This is a genomic window from Methylovorus sp. SPW-M1, from assembly GCF_053848825.1.
This window is the reverse complement of the sequence record NZ_CM132626.1, coordinates 1,125,598-1,147,196: the sequence shown is the minus strand read 5'-3', so window position 1 is coordinate 1,147,196 and position 21,599 is coordinate 1,125,598. Positions and strand designations below refer to the sequence as shown.

Annotated in this window: 24 protein-coding genes and 1 pseudogene; 5 read left to right on the top strand and 20 right to left on the bottom strand. The window is 55.2% G+C overall.

The genetic code is table 11. The features are described 5' to 3' along the window. Positions 1-118: 118 nt before the first annotated feature. From era to rpoE, 9 genes are all read right to left on the bottom strand, one after another. Entirely contained in the window at positions 119-1,021 is a 903-nt protein-coding gene (gene era, locus ACWWD9_RS05380; protein ID WP_013442557.1) for a GTPase Era, read from the bottom strand. Between the two features lie 14 nt (positions 1,022-1,035). Then, positions 1,036-1,710, bottom strand: coding sequence for a ribonuclease III (gene rnc, locus ACWWD9_RS05375; RefSeq protein WP_013442558.1), 675 nt, complete (start codon positions 1,708-1,710; stop codon positions 1,036-1,038). Positions 1,711-1,715: 5 nt separating this feature from the next. Then, complete coding sequence (locus ACWWD9_RS05370; protein ID WP_013442559.1) at positions 1,716-2,087, bottom strand: DUF4845 domain-containing protein; 372 nt, start codon at positions 2,085-2,087, stop codon at positions 1,716-1,718. 12 nt (positions 2,088-2,099) lie between these two features. Beyond that, a complete protein-coding gene (gene lepB / locus ACWWD9_RS05365; RefSeq protein WP_013442560.1) occupies positions 2,100-2,846 on the bottom strand; it encodes a signal peptidase I in 747 nt (248 codons plus the stop codon). After that, the gene (gene lepA / locus ACWWD9_RS05360) at positions 2,843-4,636 is read right to left on the bottom strand and encodes a translation elongation factor 4 (RefSeq protein WP_015830417.1); all 1,794 of its coding nucleotides are present in this window, start codon (positions 4,634-4,636) and stop codon (positions 2,843-2,845) included. Before lepA ends, lepB begins: the two co-directional genes overlap by 4 nt. A gap of 267 nt (positions 4,637-4,903) precedes the next feature. After that, the gene (locus ACWWD9_RS05355; protein ID WP_455867957.1) at positions 4,904-6,325 is read right to left on the bottom strand and encodes a DegQ family serine endoprotease; all 1,422 of its coding nucleotides are present in this window, start codon (positions 6,323-6,325) and stop codon (positions 4,904-4,906) included. A gap of 201 nt (positions 6,326-6,526) precedes the next feature. Next, positions 6,527-7,495 (bottom strand): MucB/RseB C-terminal domain-containing protein, encoded by a 969-nt coding sequence (locus ACWWD9_RS05350; RefSeq protein ID WP_455867956.1) that lies wholly within the window; start codon positions 7,493-7,495, stop codon positions 6,527-6,529. Then, positions 7,495-7,950: a sigma-E factor negative regulatory protein gene (locus tag ACWWD9_RS05345; protein WP_015830420.1), complete on the bottom strand. Its 456-nt coding sequence runs from the start codon at positions 7,948-7,950 to the stop codon at positions 7,495-7,497. Before ACWWD9_RS05345 ends, ACWWD9_RS05350 begins: the two co-directional genes overlap by 1 nt. Before the next feature lie 16 nt (positions 7,951-7,966). Then, positions 7,967-8,593 (bottom strand): RNA polymerase sigma factor RpoE, encoded by a 627-nt coding sequence (rpoE, locus tag ACWWD9_RS05340; RefSeq protein ID WP_369750483.1) that lies wholly within the window; start codon positions 8,591-8,593, stop codon positions 7,967-7,969. A 169-nt stretch (positions 8,594-8,762) separates the two neighbouring features. On the opposite strand from rpoE, the gene nadB reads away from it, so the two are divergent. Together nadB and ACWWD9_RS05330 are read left to right on the top strand one after the other, a co-directional pair. Continuing rightward, entirely contained in the window at positions 8,763-10,421 is a 1,659-nt protein-coding gene (gene nadB, locus ACWWD9_RS05335) for an L-aspartate oxidase (RefSeq protein ID WP_455867955.1), read from the top strand. 20 nt (positions 10,422-10,441) lie between these two features. Then, positions 10,442-10,777: a hypothetical protein gene (locus tag ACWWD9_RS05330; protein WP_455867954.1), complete on the top strand. Its 336-nt coding sequence runs from the start codon at positions 10,442-10,444 to the stop codon at positions 10,775-10,777. A gap of 21 nt (positions 10,778-10,798) precedes the next feature. Here ACWWD9_RS05330 and ACWWD9_RS05325 read toward each other — a convergent pair whose 3' ends face one another. From ACWWD9_RS05325 to rsxB, 9 genes and pseudogenes are all read right to left on the bottom strand, one after another. Next, entirely contained in the window at positions 10,799-11,587 is a 789-nt protein-coding gene (locus tag ACWWD9_RS05325) for an HvfC family RiPP maturation protein (RefSeq protein ID WP_455867953.1), read from the bottom strand. Then, positions 11,584-12,486, bottom strand: a complete 903-nt coding sequence (locus ACWWD9_RS05320; RefSeq protein ID WP_455867952.1) for an HvfB family MNIO-type RiPP peptide maturase — start codon at positions 12,484-12,486, stop codon at positions 11,584-11,586. The genes ACWWD9_RS05325 and ACWWD9_RS05320 overlap by 4 nt, the downstream gene beginning before the upstream one ends. Position 12,487: 1 nt before the next feature. After that, positions 12,488-12,820: a hypothetical protein gene (locus ACWWD9_RS05315; RefSeq protein ID WP_455867951.1), complete on the bottom strand. Its 333-nt coding sequence runs from the start codon at positions 12,818-12,820 to the stop codon at positions 12,488-12,490. 252 nt (positions 12,821-13,072) lie between these two features. Further along, positions 13,073-13,156: pseudogene (locus ACWWD9_RS05310) on the bottom strand (zf-HC2 domain-containing protein); the annotation flags it as partial. 44 nt (positions 13,157-13,200) lie between these two features. Beyond that, positions 13,201-13,764: a sigma-70 family RNA polymerase sigma factor gene (locus tag ACWWD9_RS05305; protein WP_013442572.1), complete on the bottom strand. Its 564-nt coding sequence runs from the start codon at positions 13,762-13,764 to the stop codon at positions 13,201-13,203. Between the two features lie 120 nt (positions 13,765-13,884). Further along, the gene (locus tag ACWWD9_RS05300) at positions 13,885-14,325 is read right to left on the bottom strand and encodes a DUF1841 family protein (RefSeq protein WP_015830426.1); all 441 of its coding nucleotides are present in this window, start codon (positions 14,323-14,325) and stop codon (positions 13,885-13,887) included. A 2-nt stretch (positions 14,326-14,327) separates the two neighbouring features. Further along, a complete protein-coding gene (locus tag ACWWD9_RS05295) occupies positions 14,328-15,392 on the bottom strand; it encodes an FIST C-terminal domain-containing protein (RefSeq protein ID WP_455867950.1) in 1,065 nt (354 codons plus the stop codon). Then, positions 15,389-16,021, bottom strand: a complete 633-nt coding sequence (nth, locus tag ACWWD9_RS05290) for an endonuclease III (protein WP_159355384.1) — start codon at positions 16,019-16,021, stop codon at positions 15,389-15,391. The genes ACWWD9_RS05295 and nth overlap by 4 nt, the downstream gene beginning before the upstream one ends. Before the next feature lie 41 nt (positions 16,022-16,062). Continuing rightward, positions 16,063-16,962: an electron transport complex subunit RsxB gene (rsxB, locus tag ACWWD9_RS05285; protein WP_455867949.1), complete on the bottom strand. Its 900-nt coding sequence runs from the start codon at positions 16,960-16,962 to the stop codon at positions 16,063-16,065. Positions 16,963-17,166: 204 nt separating this feature from the next. Between rsxB and dapA the strand changes: the two genes are divergently transcribed. The 3 genes from dapA to ACWWD9_RS05270 are packed head-to-tail and all read left to right on the top strand — an operon-like array spanning position 17,167 to position 20,158. Next, positions 17,167-18,039, top strand: coding sequence for a 4-hydroxy-tetrahydrodipicolinate synthase (gene dapA, locus ACWWD9_RS05280; protein ID WP_015830430.1), 873 nt, complete (start codon positions 17,167-17,169; stop codon positions 18,037-18,039). A 31-nt stretch (positions 18,040-18,070) separates the two neighbouring features. Continuing rightward, positions 18,071-19,333 carry an outer membrane protein assembly factor BamC gene (gene bamC / locus ACWWD9_RS05275; RefSeq protein ID WP_455867948.1) on the top strand — a complete coding sequence of 421 codons (1,263 nt, stop codon included), beginning with the start codon at positions 18,071-18,073 and terminating at the stop codon, positions 19,331-19,333. A gap of 51 nt (positions 19,334-19,384) precedes the next feature. Continuing rightward, the gene (locus ACWWD9_RS05270; RefSeq protein ID WP_455868139.1) at positions 19,385-20,158 is read left to right on the top strand and encodes an MBL fold metallo-hydrolase; all 774 of its coding nucleotides are present in this window, start codon (positions 19,385-19,387) and stop codon (positions 20,156-20,158) included. Positions 20,159-20,359: 201 nt separating this feature from the next. On the opposite strand, the gene ACWWD9_RS05265 is transcribed toward ACWWD9_RS05270, so the two are convergent. Together ACWWD9_RS05265 and ACWWD9_RS05260 are read right to left on the bottom strand one after the other, a co-directional pair. Continuing rightward, entirely contained in the window at positions 20,360-20,578 is a 219-nt protein-coding gene (locus ACWWD9_RS05265; RefSeq protein ID WP_041370090.1) for a hypothetical protein, read from the bottom strand. Positions 20,579-20,743: 165 nt separating this feature from the next. Next, positions 20,744-21,493 carry a secretin N-terminal domain-containing protein gene (locus tag ACWWD9_RS05260; protein WP_455867947.1) on the bottom strand — a complete coding sequence of 250 codons (750 nt, stop codon included), beginning with the start codon at positions 21,491-21,493 and terminating at the stop codon, positions 20,744-20,746. Between the last annotated feature and the right edge of the window lie 106 nt (positions 21,494-21,599).

Below are 21,599 nucleotides of genomic sequence, written 5' to 3'. Positions count from 1 at the left end.
AAATCAGATGGATTCAGGGGCAACCACCACACCGGGCATCCGCAGCCTGCAGGCTCGCGGAAAACCGAGGCAGTCACCGCTTGGCGGCAATGCCGGGGCTATTGATCATCAATGACGATCAATAGCCCAGGGACTTGAGGGCGCGCTCATCATCCGCCCAGCCGCCTTTGACCTTGACCCAGGTTTCGAGCCAGACCTTGCCACCAAACAGGTTTTCCATATCCTGCCGCGCTTCGGTGGAAATCTGCTTGAGCTTGGCGCCACCCTTGCCTATCAGCATGGGCTTCTGGCTTTCCTTGTCGACAATAAACGCAGCGTGAATGCGGCGCAGATTGCCTTCCATTTCAAATTTTTCAATTTCAACAGCAATGCTGTAAGGCACTTCATCGCCCAGGAAGCGGAAGGCTTTCTCACGCAGAAGTTCGGCTGCCAGAAAACGCTCATTCTTGTCGGTCAGCTCATCTTCGCCATAAATGGCCTCCTGCTCTGGCAGATGCTGGCGCACGGCCTGCAGCAGTTCATCCAGATACAGGTTTTTCTTGGCGCTGACGGGCACGATGGCGGTAAACGGAAATTCAAGATCAAAATCCTGGATCAGCGGCAGCAGGTTGCCCTTGTCGCCCATCAGGTCAGCCTTGTTGACCACCAGCAATACCGGCTTGTTGCGCGGCAGCATGTTCAGCACCAGGCGGTCAGCCTCGCCCAGATGCATGGGTTCGATCACGAACAGCACCACATCCACCTCGGCCAGCACCTGGGTCACAGTCTTGTTCAGACTGCGATTCAGGGCATTCACATGCTTTTGCTGAAAACCCGGGGTATCCACAAACAGGTACTGGGTATCGTCGGTGGTATGAATGCCCAGCAGGCGGTGGCGCGTGGTCTGCGCCTTGCGCGAGGTAATGCTGAGCTTGAGCCCGAGAATGTGGTTGAGCAGCGTGGATTTGCCGACGTTGGGACGGCCCACAATCGCCACGGTACCGCAGCGAAAGGGAGAAGCAGGAGTATTTTCAGTGGTCATATAAAGTCTTTTCGCTACGAGGTAGCTGTAAGTTGCTGGTAGGCACGCTCGGCGGCCTGTTGCTCGGCCGCGCGGCGGCTGGAGCCTTCACCATGGGTGACCAGCTTGAGTTTGGGGATGGTGCAATCCACCTTGAACAATTGGCAATGTGCCTCGCCCTCGGTGGCTGTCACGGTGTATTCGGGCAAGGCGATCTTGCGGCCTTGCAGGTATTCCTGCAGCAGGGATTTGGCATCCTTGCCTATGGATTTGGGGTCTATGGCTTCGAGCAAAGGCGTGTATAGCCTGACCACCAGCGCTTCGGCAGCAATAAAGCCAGCATCGAGAAACACTGCGCCGATAATGGCTTCCAGCGCATCGGCCAACACAGATGGACGACGCCAGCCACCGCTTTTCAATTCGCCCTCGCCCAATTTCAGCATGTCACCCAGTTGCAGGCGCTGGGCAATCTCGCAGAGGGTTGGCTCCTTGACCAGATGCGCGCGCAAACGGCTGAGGTCGCCTTCTGGCAGTTTGGAAAAACGCTGGAAAAGCTGGTTGGCGATAATGCAGTTCAGCACACCATCGCCGAGGAATTCGAGACGCTCGTTGTTACGCGCACTATGGCTGCGATGGGTCAGTGCCTGCGTCAGCAGTTGCCCATTGGTGAAATCATGGCCTAGCAGCCGTTCCAGTCCGGTTTGTGACATCCGGATCAGGGCGATGCCGAAGCATCGGTAGAAGCAGTGAAATCAATCAGCACGCTGACATTGGCGATAATCGGGATCACTTTCTGGTAATCAATGGACACCGTGTTCTGACCCGCGGCATTCTTGCCCACCACCAGATCCTTGGCATTCACATCGCCGATCTCGTCTATCATCGCCGCCTTGGTATAGACATCCATGATTTCCTTGCGGCTCATGCTCTCAAAGCCAGGTTCCTGGCTGATTTTCTTCAGCGTTTTCTTGATGGTGAAATATTCAACATAGGCAGGCGTCAGCTTCATGCCCACCATGACCACGAACAGCCCCGCGGCAATAAGCAGCACCAGCCCGATAAAGGTAATACCACGTTGACGGTTCATGTTGATCAGCCCCTAGTTGATGGTGTTGCCAATTCTGCCGAAATTATCAAAATTCCACCAGATGAAAAACGCCTTGCCGACCAGATTCTCTTCAGGCACAAAGCCCCAGAAGCGACTGTCATTGCTGTTATCGCGGTTATCGCCCATGGCAAAATAATGTCCTGGCGGCACTTCCACTTCGCCATCCAGCGAGGGCTTTTCCTCTTCCAGCAGGATATCGTGCTTGTGCTCGCCCAATTGCTCCTGGTAACGCTTGGTCACCACCATGCTGAGGCCGGAGCCAACATACTGGTAGTCATCCGCGTAGTTCACATCCAGCTTTTTGCCATTGATGTAGAGCTGCTTGTCGCGATAGGCAATCTTGTCGCCAGGCACGCCGACCACACGCTTGATGTAATCAATCGAAGGGTCCTTTGGATAATGGAACACGAAGACTTCGCCACGTTGCGGATGGCGGATCTCGAGAAAGGTATTGTTGAGAATAGGCACGCGCAGGCCGTAGATGAATTTGTTCACCAGGATGAAGTCGCCTGCGATCAGGGTAGGCATCATGGACGCGGATGGAATCTTGAAGGGCTCGACCACGAAGGAGCGGATCATGAACACCACCAGAATCACCGGGAAAAAGCTTTTGGAATATTCCACCAGCACCGGGTCTGCCTTGCCTGCCGGGCGGCGCTTTTTCAGCACCAGAATATCCAGCAACCAGATCAGGCCGGTGACAGCCAGGATAACCACCATAAACAGTGCGAACATCATTTGTCTTCTACTTTCAGAATCGCCAGGAATGCTTCTTGTGGAATTTCCACATTGCCCACTTGCTTCATGCGTTTTTTACCTTCTTTTTGTTTCTCAAGCAGTTTTTTCTTGCGGGTAATATCGCCACCATAGCATTTTGCCAGCACATTCTTACGCATGGCTTTCACGGTTTCACGGGCAATGATGTTGGCGCCAATGGCCGCCTGCACCGCCACATCAAACATCTGGCGCGGAATCAGCTCGCGCATCTTGGCACACAACTGGCGACCACGGTAGATACTGTTGGCGCGGTGCACAATCAGGGATAACGCATCCACGCGGTCACCGTTGACCATGATATCCAGCTTGACCAGATCGGCCGCACGGAACTCGAGGAATTCGTAATCCATGGACGCATAGCCGCGCGATACGGATTTCAGCTTGTCAAAGAAATCGAGCACCACTTCGTTCAATGGCATCTCGTAGCTCAGCATGACCTGACGGCCCATGTACTGCATATTGCGCTGCACGCCGCGTTTGCCATTGCACAGCGTCATCACCGGGCCCACATAATCCTGTGGCATCAGCAGGTTAACGTTGATGACCGGCTCGCGGATTTCATCAATGCGCGAGGGCTCAGGTAGGCGCGATGGATTCTCGATCTGCACGACCTCGCCGTTTTTCAGCAACAGCTCATACACAACGGTAGGTGCCGTGGTGATGAGGTCCATGTCGTACTCGCGCTCCAGCCGTTCCTGCACGATTTCCATGTGCAAGAGACCGAGGAAACCGCAACGGAAACCAAAGCCCAGGGCAGTGGAGTTTTCCGGCTCGAATTGCAGCGAAGCATCATTCAGGCGCAGCTTTTCCAGCGCATCACGCAAGGCTTCAAACTGATTGGATTCCACCGGATACAAGCCGGCAAACACTTGCGGCTTTACTTCCTTGAAGCCAGGCAACGCTTCGGCAGCAGGCTTGTCGGCCAGGGTCACCGTATCACCCACCTTGGCACTGGTCAGTTCCTTGATGCCGGCAATGATGAAACCCACTTCACCCGCGGATAAGGATTCCTTCTGGCGTGACTTGGGGGTAAACACACCGACCTGCTCGCACAGATGCACAGCCCGTGTGGCCATCATGCGAATCTTGTCTTTGGGCTTGAGGGTGCCGTCAATCACCCGCACCAGCATCACCACGCCCACATAGTTATCAAACCAGGAGTCGATGATCAGCGCTTTCAATGGCTTGGTTGGATCGCCCTCAGGTGGCGGAATACGCGCAACGACGGCTTCCAGCACATCGCGCACGCCTTCGCCGGTCTTGGCCGAGCAACGCACGGCATCGGTGGCTTCTACACCAATCACGTCCTCGATTTCCTGAATCACGCGCTCAGGGTCTGCCGAGGGCAAGTCGATCTTGTTCAGTACCGCTGTCACCTCAACACCGAGATCAATCGCGGTGTAACAGTTGGCCACACTCTGCGCTTCCACGCCCTGCGATGCATCCACCACCAGCAAGGCCCCCTCACAGGCAGACAGCGAACGACTCACCTCATAGGAGAAGTCGACGTGCCCTGGGGTATCAATCAGGTTAAGCTGGTAGATCTGGCCATCCAGCGCCTTGTATTGCAGGGCTGCAGTCTGCGCCTTGATGGTAATGCCACGCTCACGTTCCAGATCCATGGAATCCAGCACCTGCGCTTCCATTTCGCGATCCGAAAGACCGCCGCACAGCTGAATGATGCGGTCAGCCAGCGTGGATTTACCGTGATCAATGTGGGCAATGATGGAAAAGTTACGAATATTTTTCATGAGGTCCGTTTGCAATATATAGCGAGGAAAGTCCATGCGTCCAAGCCTGATCGACACTGAGGTCAGACCGCTCGGCCGCCACCAGTACCGGCGTGCGGAAAGCGCTGCCGGTCGGGACTTTCAGCCTGTTTCAAATCAGCAAGCCTGCTCGCGGCATAACTGATTCAGCCTGCCGCGAATATAGCAAAAGGGCGCCGAAGCGCCCTCTTACATTCACTAGTACGTGATTTTACCGTAAAGCAGGCCTAATAGCACTGCTGATCACGGCTATTTATCCGCAGCGAGCTTCAATGGTACATACAAGGTGTTGTCATCGCGCTGTACCAGCAGCGCCACGGTTTTACCACCAGCCACACCCGCGAGTTGCTTGTTGAACTGCTCAAGGCTCTGCACTTCGGTGTTGTTAAGACCAAGCACCACATCACCGCGGCGTATGCCTGCCTGAGCAGCAGCGCCTTGTGCATCTACCACCAGCAGGCCATTCTTGCCACTGAGTTTGCGCTTCTGCACTGGCGTCAGCTCGCGCAGCACCAGGCCAAGACGGTTCACTTCTGGTTTGGCCGAGCCTTTGGGCGTTGGCGCAACGCCATCTTTCTCAGTAGGCGCTTCGCCCACGGTGATGTTGAGGGTCTTGGTGCTACCCTTGCGCAATACTTCAACCGGCACGGTTTTGCCAGGCTTGGTAGCGCCAACAATACGCGGCAGGTCAGAGGAAGTCAGTACAGGTTTGCCATCAAACTTGACGATGACATCGCCCGCTTCCAGACCACCCTTCTCTGCAGGAGCGCCTTTTTCCACACCCGCAACCAGCGCACCGTTGGTGCTCTTCATGCCGAATGAATCTGCCAGATCCTTGGTGATTTCCTGAATGCCGATACCCAGCCAGCCACGGGTCACCTTGCCGTTGGCTTTCAGTTGGTTGGACACATCGATCGCCACATCAATCGGGATGGAGAATGACAGGCCCATGGAGCCACCGCTACGGCTGTAGATCTGGGAATTGATGCCCACCACTTCGCCACGCAGATTGAACAGCGGGCCACCGGAGTTACCTGGGTTGATTGCCACGTCGGTCTGAATGAAAGGAACAAAGTTTTCCTGCGGCAAGGCACGGCCCTTGGCGCTGACGATACCGGCAGTCATGGTGTTTTCCAGACCGAAGGGTGAGCCGATGGCCGCTACCCATTCGCCAACCTTCAGCTGATTGGGGTCGCCGATGGTCACCTTGGGCAGGTTGGTCGCATCAATCTTGATCAGTGCGACATCGGTACGACGGTCAGAGCCTATGATCTTGGCTTTGAATTCGCGCTTGTCGGACAACTTCACCAGCACTTCGTCGGCTTCATTGACCACATGCGCATTGGTCAGGATATAACCATCATTGCTGATGATGAAGCCCGAACCCAGCGACTGCGATTTGTAATCCTGTTGCGGAGCGCCATTACCCTGACCTGGCATGCCGGGGATGCCGAAGCGACGCAAAAATTCGCCCAGCGCCGGATCATCTGGCATGCCGGGGAATGGCACTGTGCCTTCCGCCTGACCATGCATCACCTGCGTGATGCTGATATTGACAACCGCTGGCCCTTGCTTTTCCGCCAGCTCGGTAAAGTCGGGCAAATCCTTGGCCGACGCGGTTCCTGACACTGTAATAAGGATCGCGCAAGTGGCGATTATTTTCTTAAGCATGCATACACCTCATTCGTACATCGGTTAAATGACAGTCATACCCCAAGCATGAGCTGCGTATGGTTGAAGACATCGCGCCGTCATGCCTGTTCCCCTAATAACACTAGATAAAGATGCATCGATCACGCATGGATAAGCAGCGTGGCAGCAACACGCGTTGCCACGCTGGCACTGCATGCTGCAAGGAAAATCCATACGGAGTTATTTCTTGAAATGAATGGTGTTGGCGATCTGGGTTACGGTAGCTTCGGGCACTTCCCCCACCACCACAACCTGGTGTCCCTCAAGGACATTGGCATAGAAATGGGTGGCGCCAAAAGCGCTATGCCCGACTTTGGGTGCCATGCCTTTGAGCAAAGGCTCGATAAACAGCGACACCGAGGCAAGACCATCGGAATAGACGATCTGGGTAACGGGTGCTGGCTTGCCTGGGACCAGGCGTGTGATTTCATCCACTTTGCGATAGCCGGAAGGCAGCTGGTCAACACTCCAGGTAATGGCATCCACCGGTGCAGAGCGACCTGCACCGGGCTCTTCCATCACGTATTGCTTTTCCGGACTGACATTGGGTTGAAACCAGTCCATTTTCTGGCTGTTCATCAAGGTCAGCTGGTTGAACGCAAATTGCTCCATGGGCTCGTTGCGTTCGTTCGCTGACATGGACTTGAGCAGCAGGCCATATTCACGGTCTGCCCAGAACTTGTAGGTATAACGGAATTTATCTTTGGGGGAGAGAATCACCATTTGGCCATCCCGCCCGCCTATACGCTCCGTGCCGCCAAACTTGACGTCATAACTGGATTTGATCGCATCCAGGTTGGACGGCAAAACCGCGGGGAACATATTCTGCCCCCGGCGCTTTTCGATGACGACTTTCTCATTGCGTGGGCTGAAAATCACTACATCGCGGCCCTGGCTCAATACCTCACGCGGGGTGCCATCCAGCACCACAATGCGGGCATACTCGCCCTGCCCGTAATTCATGTGGGTGATCTGTACCGAGCGTGAACCTGTGCCAGACTGATAAACAAATACGCCTTGATAACTCAGCTCGCGGGCAGCCTGAGCAGCCTTTTGCAAGACCATCCAGGGGTCACCAGTGGCTTCTCCCGCCGCTGTTGCAAGCGCAACATGGCTGACAAGCAAAAAACCCAGCACCCCACGCTTCATTACTTCTCGCTTTCAGAATAGGACGCAGGCTGAATGTAGTAAGCGGAGTTGCTTGGGGCCATGGACTGATGGGCCAGCAGATACTCGGAGGCGACATTCTGTGCGATTTCGGCAGGTGCAGCTTCGCCGTGTGTTTGCACCTGTTGTTGCAATACCATCCAGCCGACAAACATGACGGCAGCGACCGAAGCAGCGACCGACCAGAGTGTAGGCGTCTTGTAGACCGCTTTTTTGGCCTTGGGAGCCAGTACCACCGGCTCCTGTTCCAGTTGCTGCATGATGCGGTCGGTCAAATCCGCCTTGAAAATGGGACTGCCACGCATGCAATCCCCAATCAGGTGGTATGTGGTCCAGGAATCGGACAGGGTTTCGCTGGACCGAATGGCCGTGTATAGATACTCGGAGTCTTCCAGAGACAGCTCTTCGTCAACGAGAGCAGAAACTTGATCTTTCATTACTTTCTCCTGTTACTTACCAGCGCTTGTCCTGAGGCGTATCCAGCAGCGGGCGCAGTTTCTGCGCAATGGTTTCACGAGCCCTGAAAATACGTGAACGCACCGTACCAATCGGGCAGTTCATCAGGGTCGCGATTTCCTCGTAGCTCAAACCTTCGATTTCGCGCAGGGTAATCGCCGTCCGTAATTCATCAGGAAGTGCCGCAACGGTATCGTTGACGGTACGGGCGATTTCCTTGGTCATTAACTCTGTTTCAGGCGTGTCCATGGTACGCAACTCGTTACCGTCCTCGAAGTTTTCTGCATCTTCGATTTCGATGTCGTTGGATACCTGTGGACGACGGCCCATGGCCACCAGATAATTCTTGGCGGTGTTGATGCCAATACGATACAACCAAGTGTAGAAAGCACTTTCACCCCGGAAGTTAGGCAAGGCACGATAGGCCTTGATGAAGGACTCTTGTACCACGTCCTCAACCTCGGCCTGGTCACGAATCAGTCTGGACAATAAACGTCCCAGCTTGCGCTGGTATTTGTCCACCAGCATGCCAAAGGCGCGCTTGTCGCCGCGCTGAGCACGCTCAACCAATTCCTGATCTATCTCCCGGTTGCCCACCATGGGGCCAGCGCTCCCTGTCTGCATATTGTTAATTTTCGGAGTATACCCTTGCATCGTAGTGTCTACGAAACCGAGGCGCGAAAATTCTCCCATATTTTTTGCATTAATCATTGTGTTTCTCCCAGCTTGGTGTCGACTAGCTTAGTGTTGAAGACAGCGCTACACTGATTAAAGTTTCACCTGACGGATATATATGCAGCAATTTGATGTATTGATCATTGGTAGCGGGCTGGCGGGTCTCACCCTGGCCTTGAAAGTGGCAGCAGACAAAAAAGTATGTCTGGTCAGCAAGCGCAGCATCAATGATAGCTCCAGCAACTGGGCACAAGGCGGCATTGCTGCGGTGCTCACCGACGACGATTCCATTGAGGCTCACATTCAGGACACCCTGATTGCCGGCGCCGGACTCTGTGATGCCGAGGTCACCCGCCTGGTGGCCGAGCATGGCCGTGAAACCGTGCAATGGCTGATTGACGAGGGCGTGCCGTTTACCCGTGAAGACGACGATAGCGGCTTTCACCTGACGCGTGAAGGCGGTCATAGTCATCGTCGCATCATTCACGCCGCCGATGCGACCGGGCATGCCGTGCAAAAAACGCTGGCCGAAAAAGTGCGCAATCACCCCAACATCACCCTGCTGGAAGACCATATTGCCGTGGACCTGATCACGGCACGCAAGGTCAAAATTGAAGGTGCGGAATGCCTGGGCGCCTATGTGCTGGATAACCAGAGCGGCAAGGTACTCACCATTGCCGCCCAGAATACCGTGCTGGCCACGGGCGGCGCGGGCAAGGTTTACCTCTACACCACCAATCCGGATGTCGCCACCGGCGATGGCATTGCCATGGCCTGGCGCGCGGGCTGCCGCGTGGCCAACATGGAGTTCATCCAGTTCCACCCCACCTGTTTGTACCATCCACAGGCCAAGTCATTTTTGATCACGGAAGCCGTACGCGGCGAAGGTGGTCGCCTGCTGTTGCCCGATGGCACTCGCTTTATGCTGGAACATGACTCGCGTGGCGAGCTGGCGCCACGCGATGTCGTCGCACGCGCGATTGACTTTGAAATGAAAAAGCGGGGTATTGATTGCGTGTATCTGGATATCTCGCACCAGCCAGCCGATTTTGTGCTTTCGCATTTCCCCACCATTTATCGCCGCTGCATGGAGCTGGGCATCGACATTACGCGCGAGCCTATCCCGGTAGTGCCGGCCGCTCACTATAGCTGTGGCGGCGTCATGACCGACCACATCGGCCGCACCGATATTCCGCGGCTGTACGCCATCGGCGAGACCGCCTGCACCGGCCTGCATGGCGCCAACCGCCTGGCCAGCAATTCGCTGCTGGAATGCCTGGTGTTCGGTCAGGCCGCTGCGCAGGATATTCTGGCCAAACCCAATAACCGCCCGGTCAAGCTGCCCTACTGGGATGAAAGCCGCGTGACCGATGCCGATGAAGAAATCATCATCACCCACAACTGGAGCGAGCTACGCCGCACCATGTGGAATTACGTGGGTATCGTGCGCACCAATAAGCGCCTGACGCGCGCCCTGCACCGCATACACTTGCTGCGCGATGAAGTGCATGAGTTTTATAGCAATTTCCGCATCAGCAATAATCTCATTGAGCTGCGCAACCTGCTGCAGGTGGCGGAGCTGATCGTGAATAGCGCCATGGAACGGCATGAGAGCCGGGGTCTGCACTACAGCAAGGATTACCCTGACATGCTGCCGGATGCGATTCCTACCGTGCTGACGCCATCCAATTACTACAGCCTGCTGGATCGCCATCATGGACATCACGAGGTGACGAGTTTGAAAAAACCGGCACGCCGCACCAAGGCAACACATTAGATTCAGACGAAAGTTTGCTCATGAAACACACCTGGCTATCTGCCGCGCTGATCGCGGCTTTCCTCGCCCCACAGCATTCGCAGGCAGACAGCAGCTCGACTGCTGCCGTGCAATTGATCGAAGTGGAGGATGCAGACTGTGCGATAAATGATGGAAAACTGATCACGCTGACCAATACGCAACCGCAATCCGGCAAAGTGGTCTGGGTAGACCGCTGGTATCTGGACAAGCAGACGCCCGACCATACCAAACATGTGCTTGATCGCGAACACCCCAGTGCAAGCCTGGGATGCTCCATCACTCGGGCGGGCAACCAGCACTGGACCATCCACAGCGTGACAGATCTGCCAGGCTGATCCGCCTTCCCTTATATCAGGTCAGGATGCGTCGGACCTGATACCAGCCTCATCGCTAACCGCAATGCCCCAGACGATATCCTGCTGGCGCAACTCTTCCAGCAGTGCCCCGCCAAAGTGCATCAGGGAATCAGGATCCGCATGCCCCATCTCCAGGCCCAACTGTTGCAAGGCGGCTCTGCCCGTTAGCTCACCCGGTTGCAATAGCGCCAGCAAGCGCGCCGTCATGGCATTCATCTCGACAAATTTCACCTCATCCAGCTGGTTGCGAAACACCAGCAGATGCACAGGCTCAGGCAAGGCCTGACGCGGCTTGTAACGGACTGAAATCTGCTGCACTGGATAATCATAGGCCAGCACCGCCAACGCCGGGGCCAGAACGGGCACGCCCAGCATAAGATCGCCCTCTACAGCCAGCTCTGGCGCTTCTGCTGGCGCCGAAGCAATCGCCAGTTCCATCCATTCATAATGGGCGAGACTGACTGCGTAAGGCGGCAATGTTTCCACCTGCGGTAGAAATTCCAGAAAGGCCTGAGGAATATCACGAAAAAAAGGGCTGCTCGCCTGATGCTCGGCAAAAAACCGGCGCAGCAGCGCCTGCCAGGCACGCTTGCCCAACACTCGCTGCAAAACCGGATAACAGGCGCCAACGGCAGACTGCAGATTATTGAATACGATTTCGTTATAGACACGCATGCGCTTGGCCTGCACCCCTGCCGGGCGCGCATGCTGACGCGGATGGCGAATATGCGCGGTGAATGCCAGCTGATATTGCTGAAATAGCGGCAATGAGGATTCAGTATCACTCATGCCGACGCCCGCTTGCGGCTGATGGGATCCGCTGGCTGCTGTCTGGCAATAGCTTGCTGCGCCATTTGCAGCTCAGCAATTTTATTCACCTCGCGCATGGCATCCGCTAGCGGCGGAATATTGGTATCGCGCTCCAGCAAGGTGGGGAAAACACCAAACATCGCATAAGCCTCACGCAGCAACTGCCAGACAGGATCAATCACATCCTGTCCATGGGTATCGATAATCAGGTCTTCAGCCTCGTGATCATGCCCGGCGATATGCGCATAGACGATACGTTCGCCCGGCATTTCACGCAGAAACGCATGTGGATCAAAACCAAAATTGACACTGTTGACGTAGATATTGTTGAGATCGAGGTGCAAATCGCAATCCGCCTCCTGCAATACGGCGCGGATAAAGCTGGCCTCATCCATCTCGGCGATGGGCGAAGCCACATAAAACGAGGCATTTTCTACCGCAATGCGCCGCTCCAGAATATCCTGCGTGCGGCGGATACGCGCAGCCACATGGTGCACGGCCTCTTCGGTAAAGGGGATGGGCAGCAGATCATACAAATAGCCACCATCGGTGCAGTAACTTAAATGCTCGGTATAGAGGGGAATATGGTGCTGATCGAGAAACTGTTTTACCTGATGCAGAAAATCTTCATTCAGTGGATCCGGCCCGCCCAGCGACAGGCACAGTCCATGACAAACGATGGGATAGCGCTCGGTGAACCAGGCCAATTGCTTGGCATATTTGCCACCGGCGCCTATCCAGTTTTCAGGCGCAATCTCAACAAAATCAAGGTGAGCGGTCAGGCTGGTGCCGTAAGCTGCCTGAATCTGCGGCAACAGCTCACGCTTGAGGCCCAGACCCGCCCCCTTGATGGGATGATGCGATTGCGCCTGTTCCATATTACTTCTTGTCGGCGTGGCAGGAACCTTCCTTGGACTTCATGTCACCGCTGCAAGAACCTTCTTTGGCTTTCTTGTCAGCGCTGCAGGAACCCTCGGCTTTTTTATCGGCGCTGCATGAGCCTTCCTTGGCCATCTTGGCTTTCATTTCAGCACTGCACTTGCCCGTGCCACACTTGCCGTCTTTCATCTTGTCGGCCTCAGCCACCATGTAGCCGGAGGACAGGGTCTTCATTGCAAACGGATTTTCAGCAGCTTGGACATTGGCGGCCGCCATGGAAGCAACGAATGCAGTACCGACCATCAGGCTCAGGGTTTTCTTGGAAGTGTTCATTTTTATTTCTCCTAAAATTTAAGTGGATAGCTCAACTAGTGAATAGCATCAGCCCCATGTCCTGCGCATCAATCCAGCGTTAAATCACTGACGCTCAAGATCAAGGGCACTGGCAATACGCGCCTTCGCCTCCTGGGATAACTGCAGGGTCTCATTCTGCTCGGTCAGCCTGACCATGCGTTTGGCAGCTTCACGCAGCAACATCAGCTGCCGCCCAAACCGCCTGCACACATCGCATATGGTCAAATGCAGACGCAGCGCAGTCCGTTCACGCCACGTCAGACGCCTGTCCAGCGACTGGGACAACAGCCTGCTGGCTTGTTTGCAACTCAGCATACCGTTCCTCCCTTTTCTCTATTCAGGTAACAAGCGCTCATTTTCTAGCGCCCCAACCAGTGCAGTTCAAGACATTTGCGTAATCCCATTCGGGCGCGATACAACATCACCCAAGCATTGGTCGAGCTAATATCCAGTTCCTTACAAATTATTTCGTTTTCTTCTTCCTGCACTTCGCGCAGCATGAAAAGTGCGGCCAGTTTTTTGGGCAAACGATCCATGCAGTCCTGCAAAATCGTCAAGAACTGCTTTTGCTCCAAGCTGTTTTCCGGCATGCCAAAACTCTGGGGTTTGTCGTTCCAGTGACGGTTGTCCTCGTCAAAAAACTCATCCATGCCTGGCTCATCGGGCAAATCCTCTCCCAACCCTTCCACCGGTTGCTCGCGCATTTGCTTGCGAATCAGGTCAATAATCTTGTGCTTGAGTATGCCCACCAGCCAGGTGCGGGGGGCAGATTGCCCGGCATAGCTGGCGCTTTGCATGGCGGCCAGCAAGGTTTCCTGCACCACATCTTCCGCCTGATGGGTATCGCGCAAGCGCGCCAGTGCGAAGCGGTAAAGATAATCACCGTGTTCGGCAAGCCAGGCATGGGGGTCTGTTTTTTTCATGCGCTATTCAATCACGAAATGCAGGGTTTGCACCATGCCAGCAGTGGCTGGCAAATCCGGCCATCGCAAGCCTGCATTGATACCTCGCATCAAGTAAGCCTTGGCTTGGACAATACTTAGTCAGTCTGCCCTGGCCTTGGCCTGGAAACAGGCGATGTAGGCCATGCCGTCCGGCGGCTGCTGATCGCGTTGCGCCCGCCAGATGGTTTCTGCCAGACAGTCCATCAGATCATGCTGCGCATCCATTTCATTGCCGTGACGTTGCCTGAGCGTCTCATAGGCCAGGCGTATGCCGGGCGGCTGGTCGATGGAGAGCTGCTCCAGCACCGATAAATGCAAACTCATGTGCAAAAAGGGATTGGTTTCTCCCATTTCGGGAAAATACGCCTGCTCCAGATAACGCTCGGGCGCATCGAGCACCGCATGGTATTCCGGATGCAACTGCATCACCTGCAGCGCCAACGCCTCCAACGGCGTCAATGCTGCCTGCTGGCGATATTTGGCCCAGCTATCAAAAAAGAAACGCCGGACTTCATCGCGGGAGGGATTGAATAAGGCCATGACTAATCCTTGGCAAACAGGCCGAGTACGGCCGAATATTCGAGCAGTTCACTGCCCTGTCCATGCGGGGCAATTTCGCCATTGCCATAAAAACCAATCAAGGGCATGCCAGGGCAACGCAGCCGCAATGCATCCAGATCCCTATCCATGCCGTTATACAGATAAGGCCCGCGCCCGAGGCAGCTGAAAAACAATCCAAACGCAGGTTGGCGCGCCCAGGCGGCAAGCTGATTGGAGATAAGGCCTTGCAGCTCGGCTTCGGCGGCATCGGCGGCACGCACGCCCCAGCACACCACTTGGCCTGCGCGCAAGGGCTTTGTCAGCGTCAGCGATTGCTGCGCCGCATTTTCCGAGACGATACCCGCCAGCTGAAAATCGCCCGCCAACAACCGGGCTTCACTATCCGCCACCATGGCCATCAGCAAGTGAGATGAAGGCGCCGTATCCGGAAAGGACAGGTGAAACATCGGCAATGCGGCTTGCGCATTTAACTGCAGGAGATCGTAATCGCTGGCGGCATCAATGGTCTGGATGGAGGTCAATATACGCAACCCATGCGACACCAGTACCGCAGCATTGACGCCGCGAAACGCAGCTTCGCAATGCCCGACCGGCGTACCCTTGGCGTGCTGCCATACGGAGAAAGGGCCTTGGCCCGTGGCATCGCCGGAGACCCCGCCAAAGCGCAAGGCGGGTGATTGCAACCAGACCGTATTGAGCGCGTTGGGAGCGGTGAGTGCCATCCGCAGTTCCGGGCCCTCCGGTTTGGGCAGCATGGTCACATCACCACTAAATACCATGGCCGCCGCCGCGGGCGTATCCAGCACCCAATCCTGCTCGGTAAAAATGCCGGGGGCCGAACAGCCCATGACCTGCAGGCAACTGGACGCCGCCGCGGCAGCCCGGATGGCAGGCTGCGGATCGGCGGCGAATTCTTCCGTCAAAAACAGCAAGACGCTATTCGGAACGCGATCCCCGAGTTTTTGCATGGCCTGCTGCACGGCTTCGGCAGCAAGTTCGGGGCGTGCCGTATTGCCGACTGCCAGACCCGTCGCGACTTCATTCAAGCGGTTTTTTCCTTGTATTCACATTGATCGTAGATCACGCAGGCTGCACATTTTGGCTTGCGTGCCACACACACATAGCGCCCGTGCAGGATCAGCAAGTGATGAGCATCCTGCATGTATTCCCTGGGGACGGTCTTCATTAACTTCTTTTCCACATCCAGAGGGGTTTTGCCGGGGGCCAGCCCTATGCGATTGCCTAGCCGGAAAATATGCGTATCAACGGCAATGGTGGCCTCACCAAATGCCGTATTGAGGATCACATTGGCCGTCTTGCGCCCCACGCCGGGCAGACTTTCCAGCGCCTCACGCGTGCGCGGCACTTCGCTGTTGTATTGCTCGACCAGCATGCGGCAGGTGGCGAGCACATTTTTGGCTTTGCTGCGGTAGAGGCCTATGGTCTTGATATAGCTTTCCAACCCTTCCAGCCCAAGATCGACAATCGCCTGTGGTGTATTGGCCACCGGAAACAGCTTTGCCGTGGCAATGTTGACACCCTTGTCGGTGGCCTGGGCCGACAGAATCACCGCAATCAGCAATTCAAATGTGGATGTATGCGTCAGCTCGGTTTTAGGCTCTGGTATGGCCTCACTCAAGCGCCTGAATATCTCGTGTCTTTTTTCTGCATTCATGGGGTTGCGCTCATGGTGTTTGCTGACGCAGTTTTAAAAATTCAATCTGCACTGTCATCGGTCTTTTTCATCTGCGCACGTCTTGCCTCAATGGCCGCAATCTCGGCCGCCACGGTAGGGCTAAGCACCTCGGTGTTGCGGGGTGCCGAGGCGGCTTTTTGTGCCTGCACCCGGGCCATGGCCGCAGCAATGGCGGCTTTTTTCGCCAATGCTGCCTGTTCAGCGGCCGGATCTTGCGTGGTGCTATTCGCGGCACTGGCAGCGCGGCGCTGCGCCAGCTTGCGTGCCCGCTCCTCCTGTTCACGCGCTTGCCGCTGCACACGGAATGCATGGCGTTCGCGCGCGATATTGGCCGCCTGCACATCCAGCGGCCCGGCAGGCGCATGCAGGGTAAATTCAGGATAACGCCAGCGTGGGCTTTGCGTGACGGGTGGCGGCTGCATAGTGATGCAATCCACCGGACAAGGCGCAATGCAAAGCTCGCAGCCGGTGCACTCGTCTGCGATCACGGTATGCATCTGTTTGGATGCGCCCAGAATCGCATCCACCGGGCACGCCTGTATGCACAGCGTGCAGCCGATACAGGTTTGCTCATCGATGAAGGCAACGTGTTTGGGTTTTTGTACGCCATGCTGGGGATTCAGCGGAATGTAAGGTCGCTGCAATAAACTGGCGAGTGCGCGTATCCCCTCATCGCCGCCTGGCGGACATTGATTGATATTGGCCTCGCCCCGCGCAATCGCTTCAGCATAGGGCTTGCAACCCTGATAGCCACATTGCGTGCATTGTGTCTGGGGCAAAATGGCATCGATGCTTGCCACCAGCGAACTGGTTTCACCCTGCGCAGGCAGTGTATTGGCACTGGATGGAATGGGCTTGCCCACGACTAGTCGACGCAGGCGCTGCAAGATCGGGGGGGAAGTAGGCTTGGATACAGACATGATATGAAACGGATTATACAGGCTTGAGCCCTTTAATTAAGCGGTAACAGACCATGGCTAATATCGGGCCTGCTCACGCCAGCCTTATGCCAAACCAGAGCCGCCATATGCTCAAATATGATGTAAGCAGATGCAAAAAGCGTGTTCTACAGAGGCTACTTTAAGTTAAAATGTTTTGATTTAATTCATATTGTCAGGTTGATCATGCTGCAAGGCAGTCTTGTTGCCATCGCCACCCCCATGCATGAGGATGGTGGTCTTGATATTCAGGCATTACGTTCCCTAATCGACTTTCATGTGCAGGAAGGCACCGACGGTATCGTGATTGTCGGTACCACCGGCGAATCGCCTACCGTGGATTTTGATGAACATTGCCTGCTGATCAAAACTGCCATTGAGCAAGTGGCAGGCCGTATCCCCGTGATCGCTGGTACGGGTGCCAACTCGACCAGCGAGGCCATTTACCTGACAAGCAAGGCCAAGGAATTGGGCGCTGACGCCTGCCTGCTGGTGGCTCCCTATTACAACAAGCCCACCCAGGAAGGCTTGTATCAGCATTACAAGGCCGTGGCCGAGGCTGTCGATATTCCGCAAATCCTGTACAACGTACCTGGCCGCACCGGCTGCGATATCAGCAATGAAACCGCCTTGCGGCTGGCAGCACTGCCGAATATTGTAGGCATCAAGGATGCCACTGGCAGCCTGGAACGCGGTACCGACCTGATTTTGCGCGCCCCTGCCGGCTTTGCCATTTACAGCGGCGACGACGCCACTGGCGCTGCCTTGATGCTGATGGGCGCGCATGGTGTCATCTCGGTGACGGCCAATGTGGCACCGCGCCTGATGCAGCAAATGTGCAAGGCCGCCCTCGCGGGTGATGTGGCTACCACACGCAGCATTAATGCCAAGTTGTTTGCACTCCACCAAAAACTGTTTGTCGAAGCCAACCCCATCCCGGTCAAATGGGTATTGGGCGAAATGGGACTGATAGGCCCAGGCATCCGCCTGCCACTGGTCCCTCTTTCCGCGCAGCATCACGAGACGCTGCGTGCCGCCATGGGCAACGCCTCTATCTAACTCACTGACTCGAAAGTTGACGAGAAACCGCATGAATCGATTCACTTTGAAACCGCTTGTACTCGCGACCTTACTTGCGCTGACTGTCAGCGCCTGCGACTCCATCCCTTTTATCGACACTTCATCCGATTACAAGGCAGCTGGCCGTTCACGCCCGCTTGAAGTGCCGCCGGATCTGACCTCGATTTCGTCAAACGACACCTATGCCGTTCCTGGCTCCACCACCTATTCCAACTACACCCAGGGGCAATCTGAGCAAGGTGAGGAACAGGTCAAAGTATTAGCCAACCCCGACAATGTGCGTCTGGAGCGCGCGGGTGCCCAGCGTTGGCTGGTTGTTCAGGCGCCTCCGGAGAAAATCTGGCCGGTTGTTCGTGAATTCTGGGCAGACCTCGGCTTTTCCGTCCGTGTGGAGAATCCACAAACCGGCGTGATGGAAACCGAATGGGTAGACCCCAGCACCCTGACCAAGGATGACAAGGGCAATTACCTGGATAAATTCCAGGGCTGGCTCGACAAGCTGAATACCCTGCAAAACCGCCAGAAATTCCGTACCCGTCTGGATAACGGTACCGAAACTGGCACCACTGAAATTTATATGAGCCACCGCTCAGTCAGCGATGCTCCGGACGATAACAAAGAACGCGTCGTCACCAGCGCCGGCGTGGTTGAGATGGGCTACAAGCGCAGCAAGAAAGAAGAAGCACGCGCCGATGCAGAAGATATCGACGCTGAATTGCTGCGTCGCCTGATGGTGAAACTGGGCGTGGAAGAAAAGAAATCGCGCACCATTATCACGACATCCAATACCGAAGTCAGAGCCAAGCTTAACCAGAATAGCGATGGCACCGTCTCGCTTGCCGTCAATGACAGCTTTGACCGCGCCTGGCGCCGTGTCGGCCTGGCACTGGACCGCGTAGGCTTTGTGGTAGAAGACCGCGACCGCTCCAGTGGCATTTTCTACGTGCGCTATTCCGATGTGGACATTGATGACACGCCTCAAAAGAAAAAAGGTTTGATCGACAGCCTGAAATTCTGGGGTGATGACAAGGATGATGAAGCCAAGAAAGATGCTGCCGCCAAGCCCGCCGATGACAAGGGCATTACCGACAAGCTGAAATTCTGGGGCAGCGACAAGGACAAAGCCAAGCAGGAAGCAGAACGTCAATACCGCGTGAAGGTGGAAGATGACGGCACGGGCTCCAAAGTCTCTGTGACCGACAAAGACGGTGTGCCGAGCAAGTCTGCCAGCGCCAAACGCATCATGAACCTGCTGTTCGAACAACTGAAATAAGTTTGCACTTGATCTTCCAGGCCATGGGGCGCTAAGCTCCATGGCATCATGATGCGTTTCAGCTCCATAGGAAGCGGCAGCTCCGGCAACGGACTGCTGATTCAATCTCGCGATACCACCCTGCTGCTGGATTGTGGCTTTGGCCTGCGCGACGCCATTCATCGCCTGCAACGTGCAGGCATATCCCCCGAGAGTTTGAATGGCATCTTGGTCACCCATGAGCATGATGACCATGCTGGCGGCGTTTTCAAACTCGCCAACAAATTCGGCATCCCGGTATGGCTAACGCATGGCACATTTACCATGGTCGAGAGACTCATGCCCAAACAGCGCGGGTTTGAACTCCATGTCATCGACAGTCACGTACCATTCACCATACAAGACCTGGGTGTTAACCCCTTTCCCGTCCCGCATGACGCACGTGAACCCGTGCAATATACCTTTGATGATGGCAATACCAAGCTGGGCGTATTAACCGACACCGGCACCTCCACGCCGCATATCGAAGCCATGCTGTCTGGCTGTCATGGCCTGGTGCTGGAGTGCAATCATGATCTGGATATGCTCATGAACGGGCCTTACGCCTGGCCTCTGAAAAAACGTGTGAGTGGGCGGCTGGGCCATCTGGACAATACAACCTCGGCCGCTATTCTTGCCAATCTGGATTTGAGCCATCTGCAACATTTGCTTGCGGCTCATCTAAGTGCCAAGAACAATCACCCGGATTTGGTCATTGACTGTTTATCTTCGGCACTCAATTGTGAACGCGATTGGATCAGCATTGCTGATCAGGAACTGGGATTTGACTGGCGGGATATTCGCTAGCTTTAAGCAGGAAAACTATCTACCCATGACGGGTTAGAGATGTGATCTTTACCACGCTAATTCTGTGATGAATGCAAGCAACAGCCTAAAATTAGCGCTTGTTTATCGTAAATTTATCAATGCATTAGCAAGAGTACAGACAAACAAAAAGGCCAACTTTGCAGTTGGCCTTTTTACTTTGCTAGTAAATACTAGAAAGACTTACTTAGCTTCTTCAGCTGGTGCAGCAGGAGCTTCAGCGGCAGGAGCTTCAGCAGCTGGTGCCTCAGCGGCAGGAGCTTCAGCAGCTGGTGCTTCAGCGGCAGGAGCTTCAGCAGCTGGTGCTTCAACAGCAGGAGCCTCAGCGGGAGCTTCTTCTTTTTGACCGCAAGCGGTAAGAGCCAAAGCGAGCAAAGCGGCAAGCAGAGCGGAACGAGTCATTTTTGTATCCCTTAACAATATAGTCTATAAGTTAAACCAGTACGGCAAACCTGTGAAAGAAGCCGAGTGGTAAAAATTCTACCACCTCCGAAAAAAAAAACCACTGTTTTTATCATCCTCAGCTTAATTTAACTTTAATTTAAAATACCTTTCGCGCGAGCGCAGTCAGTCGACCCGAATCATGAGACGACTATAGCCACTGCCGCTTGCAGACTGACTATTCAGAATGGCACGACTGACATCATCGCGAGATTGCATGGTGCCGCCGATATCGAGCCACTCACCCGGCCTCACCATCACAATGGTGGAAAGCTCCTCGAAATCAATCACCCCACCTGCCCCCGCTTGCGCAATTCGGGGCGTGATTTCAACTTCGACTTGATCGCCCAGCGCACGCGGCCTCACCGCGAATCCGGTCGTAATATCCTGAAACTGGGTATTACGAATACGCTGCGCATATGACTGGGTTAGCACTAGCCATTGCTGGGTATAAGGCACACGCTGACCCACCTGTATGAATGCCCGCTCACCTTCTGCCACATTAACAAACTCACTGCCTTGCTGCGACCTGCTGTGCTCGCGCTGATCCAGATCAATATTCAGATTGTTTTCCGGTGGGAGGTCTCCCGGCATGCGTCGCTGCACGATTACCTGCCCTTGCCCTATCCGCACATTGCCACTCGCGCCAATATTCTGCTGATTACCCGATTGCATGTCTTCATGCGAGACCGTAATGCGCATGTTGCGGCGTGCCGTGTCGAGTTTGGCCACCATCTCTTCTATCGCCTGCATGCGCTCGGGGGATGCGCGGATGACGAGGTGGTTGTCAATGGCACTGGCATTGCCATCCTCGCCCACCATCGGCGCCACGATAGGTACCAGCTCCTGCGCAAAGCGATGCTGCAAGGTGATCATTTTGAACTCGGTTCCCGCCCACGCAGGAGAGGCACTGAAAAGCCCCATCAGCAGCAGCAACGTTATGACGTTCGTGCCTGCGCCTCGAAAATTAGCCAATATTCGC

Excerpts from the sequence above, each read along its gene's own strand:
- era (WP_013442557.1), bottom strand. The coding sequence starts at position 1,021 with ATGACCACTGAAAATACTCCTGCTTCTCCCTTTCGCTGCGGTACCGTG.
- rnc (WP_013442558.1), bottom strand. The coding sequence starts at position 1,710 with ATGTCACAAACCGGACTGGAACGGCTGCTAGGCCATGATTTCACCAAT.
- ACWWD9_RS05370 (WP_013442559.1), bottom strand. The coding sequence starts at position 2,087 with ATGAACCGTCAACGTGGTATTACCTTTATCGGGCTGGTGCTGCTTATT.
- lepB (WP_013442560.1), bottom strand. The coding sequence starts at position 2,846 with ATGATGTTCGCACTGTTTATGGTGGTTATCCTGGCTGTCACCGGCCTG.
- lepA (WP_015830417.1), bottom strand. The coding sequence starts at position 4,636 with ATGAAAAATATTCGTAACTTTTCCATCATTGCCCACATTGATCACGGT.
- ACWWD9_RS05355 (WP_455867957.1), bottom strand. The coding sequence starts at position 6,325 with ATGCTTAAGAAAATAATCGCCACTTGCGCGATCCTTATTACAGTGTCA.
- ACWWD9_RS05350 (WP_455867956.1), bottom strand. The coding sequence starts at position 7,495 with ATGAAGCGTGGGGTGCTGGGTTTTTTGCTTGTCAGCCATGTTGCGCTT.
- ACWWD9_RS05345 (WP_015830420.1), bottom strand. The coding sequence starts at position 7,950 with ATGAAAGATCAAGTTTCTGCTCTCGTTGACGAAGAGCTGTCTCTGGAA.
- rpoE (WP_369750483.1), bottom strand. The coding sequence starts at position 8,593 with ATGCAGACAGGGAGCGCTGGCCCCATGGTGGGCAACCGGGAGATAGAT.
- nadB (WP_455867955.1), top strand. The coding sequence starts at position 8,763 with ATGCAGCAATTTGATGTATTGATCATTGGTAGCGGGCTGGCGGGTCTC.
- ACWWD9_RS05330 (WP_455867954.1), top strand. The coding sequence starts at position 10,442 with ATGAAACACACCTGGCTATCTGCCGCGCTGATCGCGGCTTTCCTCGCC.
- ACWWD9_RS05325 (WP_455867953.1), bottom strand. The coding sequence starts at position 11,587 with ATGAGTGATACTGAATCCTCATTGCCGCTATTTCAGCAATATCAGCTG.
- ACWWD9_RS05320 (WP_455867952.1), bottom strand. The coding sequence starts at position 12,486 with ATGGAACAGGCGCAATCGCATCATCCCATCAAGGGGGCGGGTCTGGGC.
- ACWWD9_RS05315 (WP_455867951.1), bottom strand. The coding sequence starts at position 12,820 with ATGAACACTTCCAAGAAAACCCTGAGCCTGATGGTCGGTACTGCATTC.
- ACWWD9_RS05305 (WP_013442572.1), bottom strand. The coding sequence starts at position 13,764 with ATGAAAAAAACAGACCCCCATGCCTGGCTTGCCGAACACGGTGATTAT.
- ACWWD9_RS05300 (WP_015830426.1), bottom strand. The coding sequence starts at position 14,325 with ATGGCCTTATTCAATCCCTCCCGCGATGAAGTCCGGCGTTTCTTTTTT.
- nth (WP_159355384.1), bottom strand. The coding sequence starts at position 16,021 with ATGAATGCAGAAAAAAGACACGAGATATTCAGGCGCTTGAGTGAGGCC.
- rsxB (WP_455867949.1), bottom strand. The coding sequence starts at position 16,962 with ATGTCTGTATCCAAGCCTACTTCCCCCCCGATCTTGCAGCGCCTGCGT.
- dapA (WP_015830430.1), top strand. The coding sequence starts at position 17,167 with ATGCTGCAAGGCAGTCTTGTTGCCATCGCCACCCCCATGCATGAGGAT.
- bamC (WP_455867948.1), top strand. The coding sequence starts at position 18,071 with ATGAATCGATTCACTTTGAAACCGCTTGTACTCGCGACCTTACTTGCG.
- ACWWD9_RS05270 (WP_455868139.1), top strand. The coding sequence starts at position 19,385 with ATGCGTTTCAGCTCCATAGGAAGCGGCAGCTCCGGCAACGGACTGCTG.
- ACWWD9_RS05265 (WP_041370090.1), bottom strand. The coding sequence starts at position 20,578 with ATGACTCGTTCCGCTCTGCTTGCCGCTTTGCTCGCTTTGGCTCTTACC.
- ACWWD9_RS05260 (WP_455867947.1), bottom strand. The coding sequence starts at position 21,493 with ATGATCACCTTGCAGCATCGCTTTGCGCAGGAGCTGGTACCTATCGTG.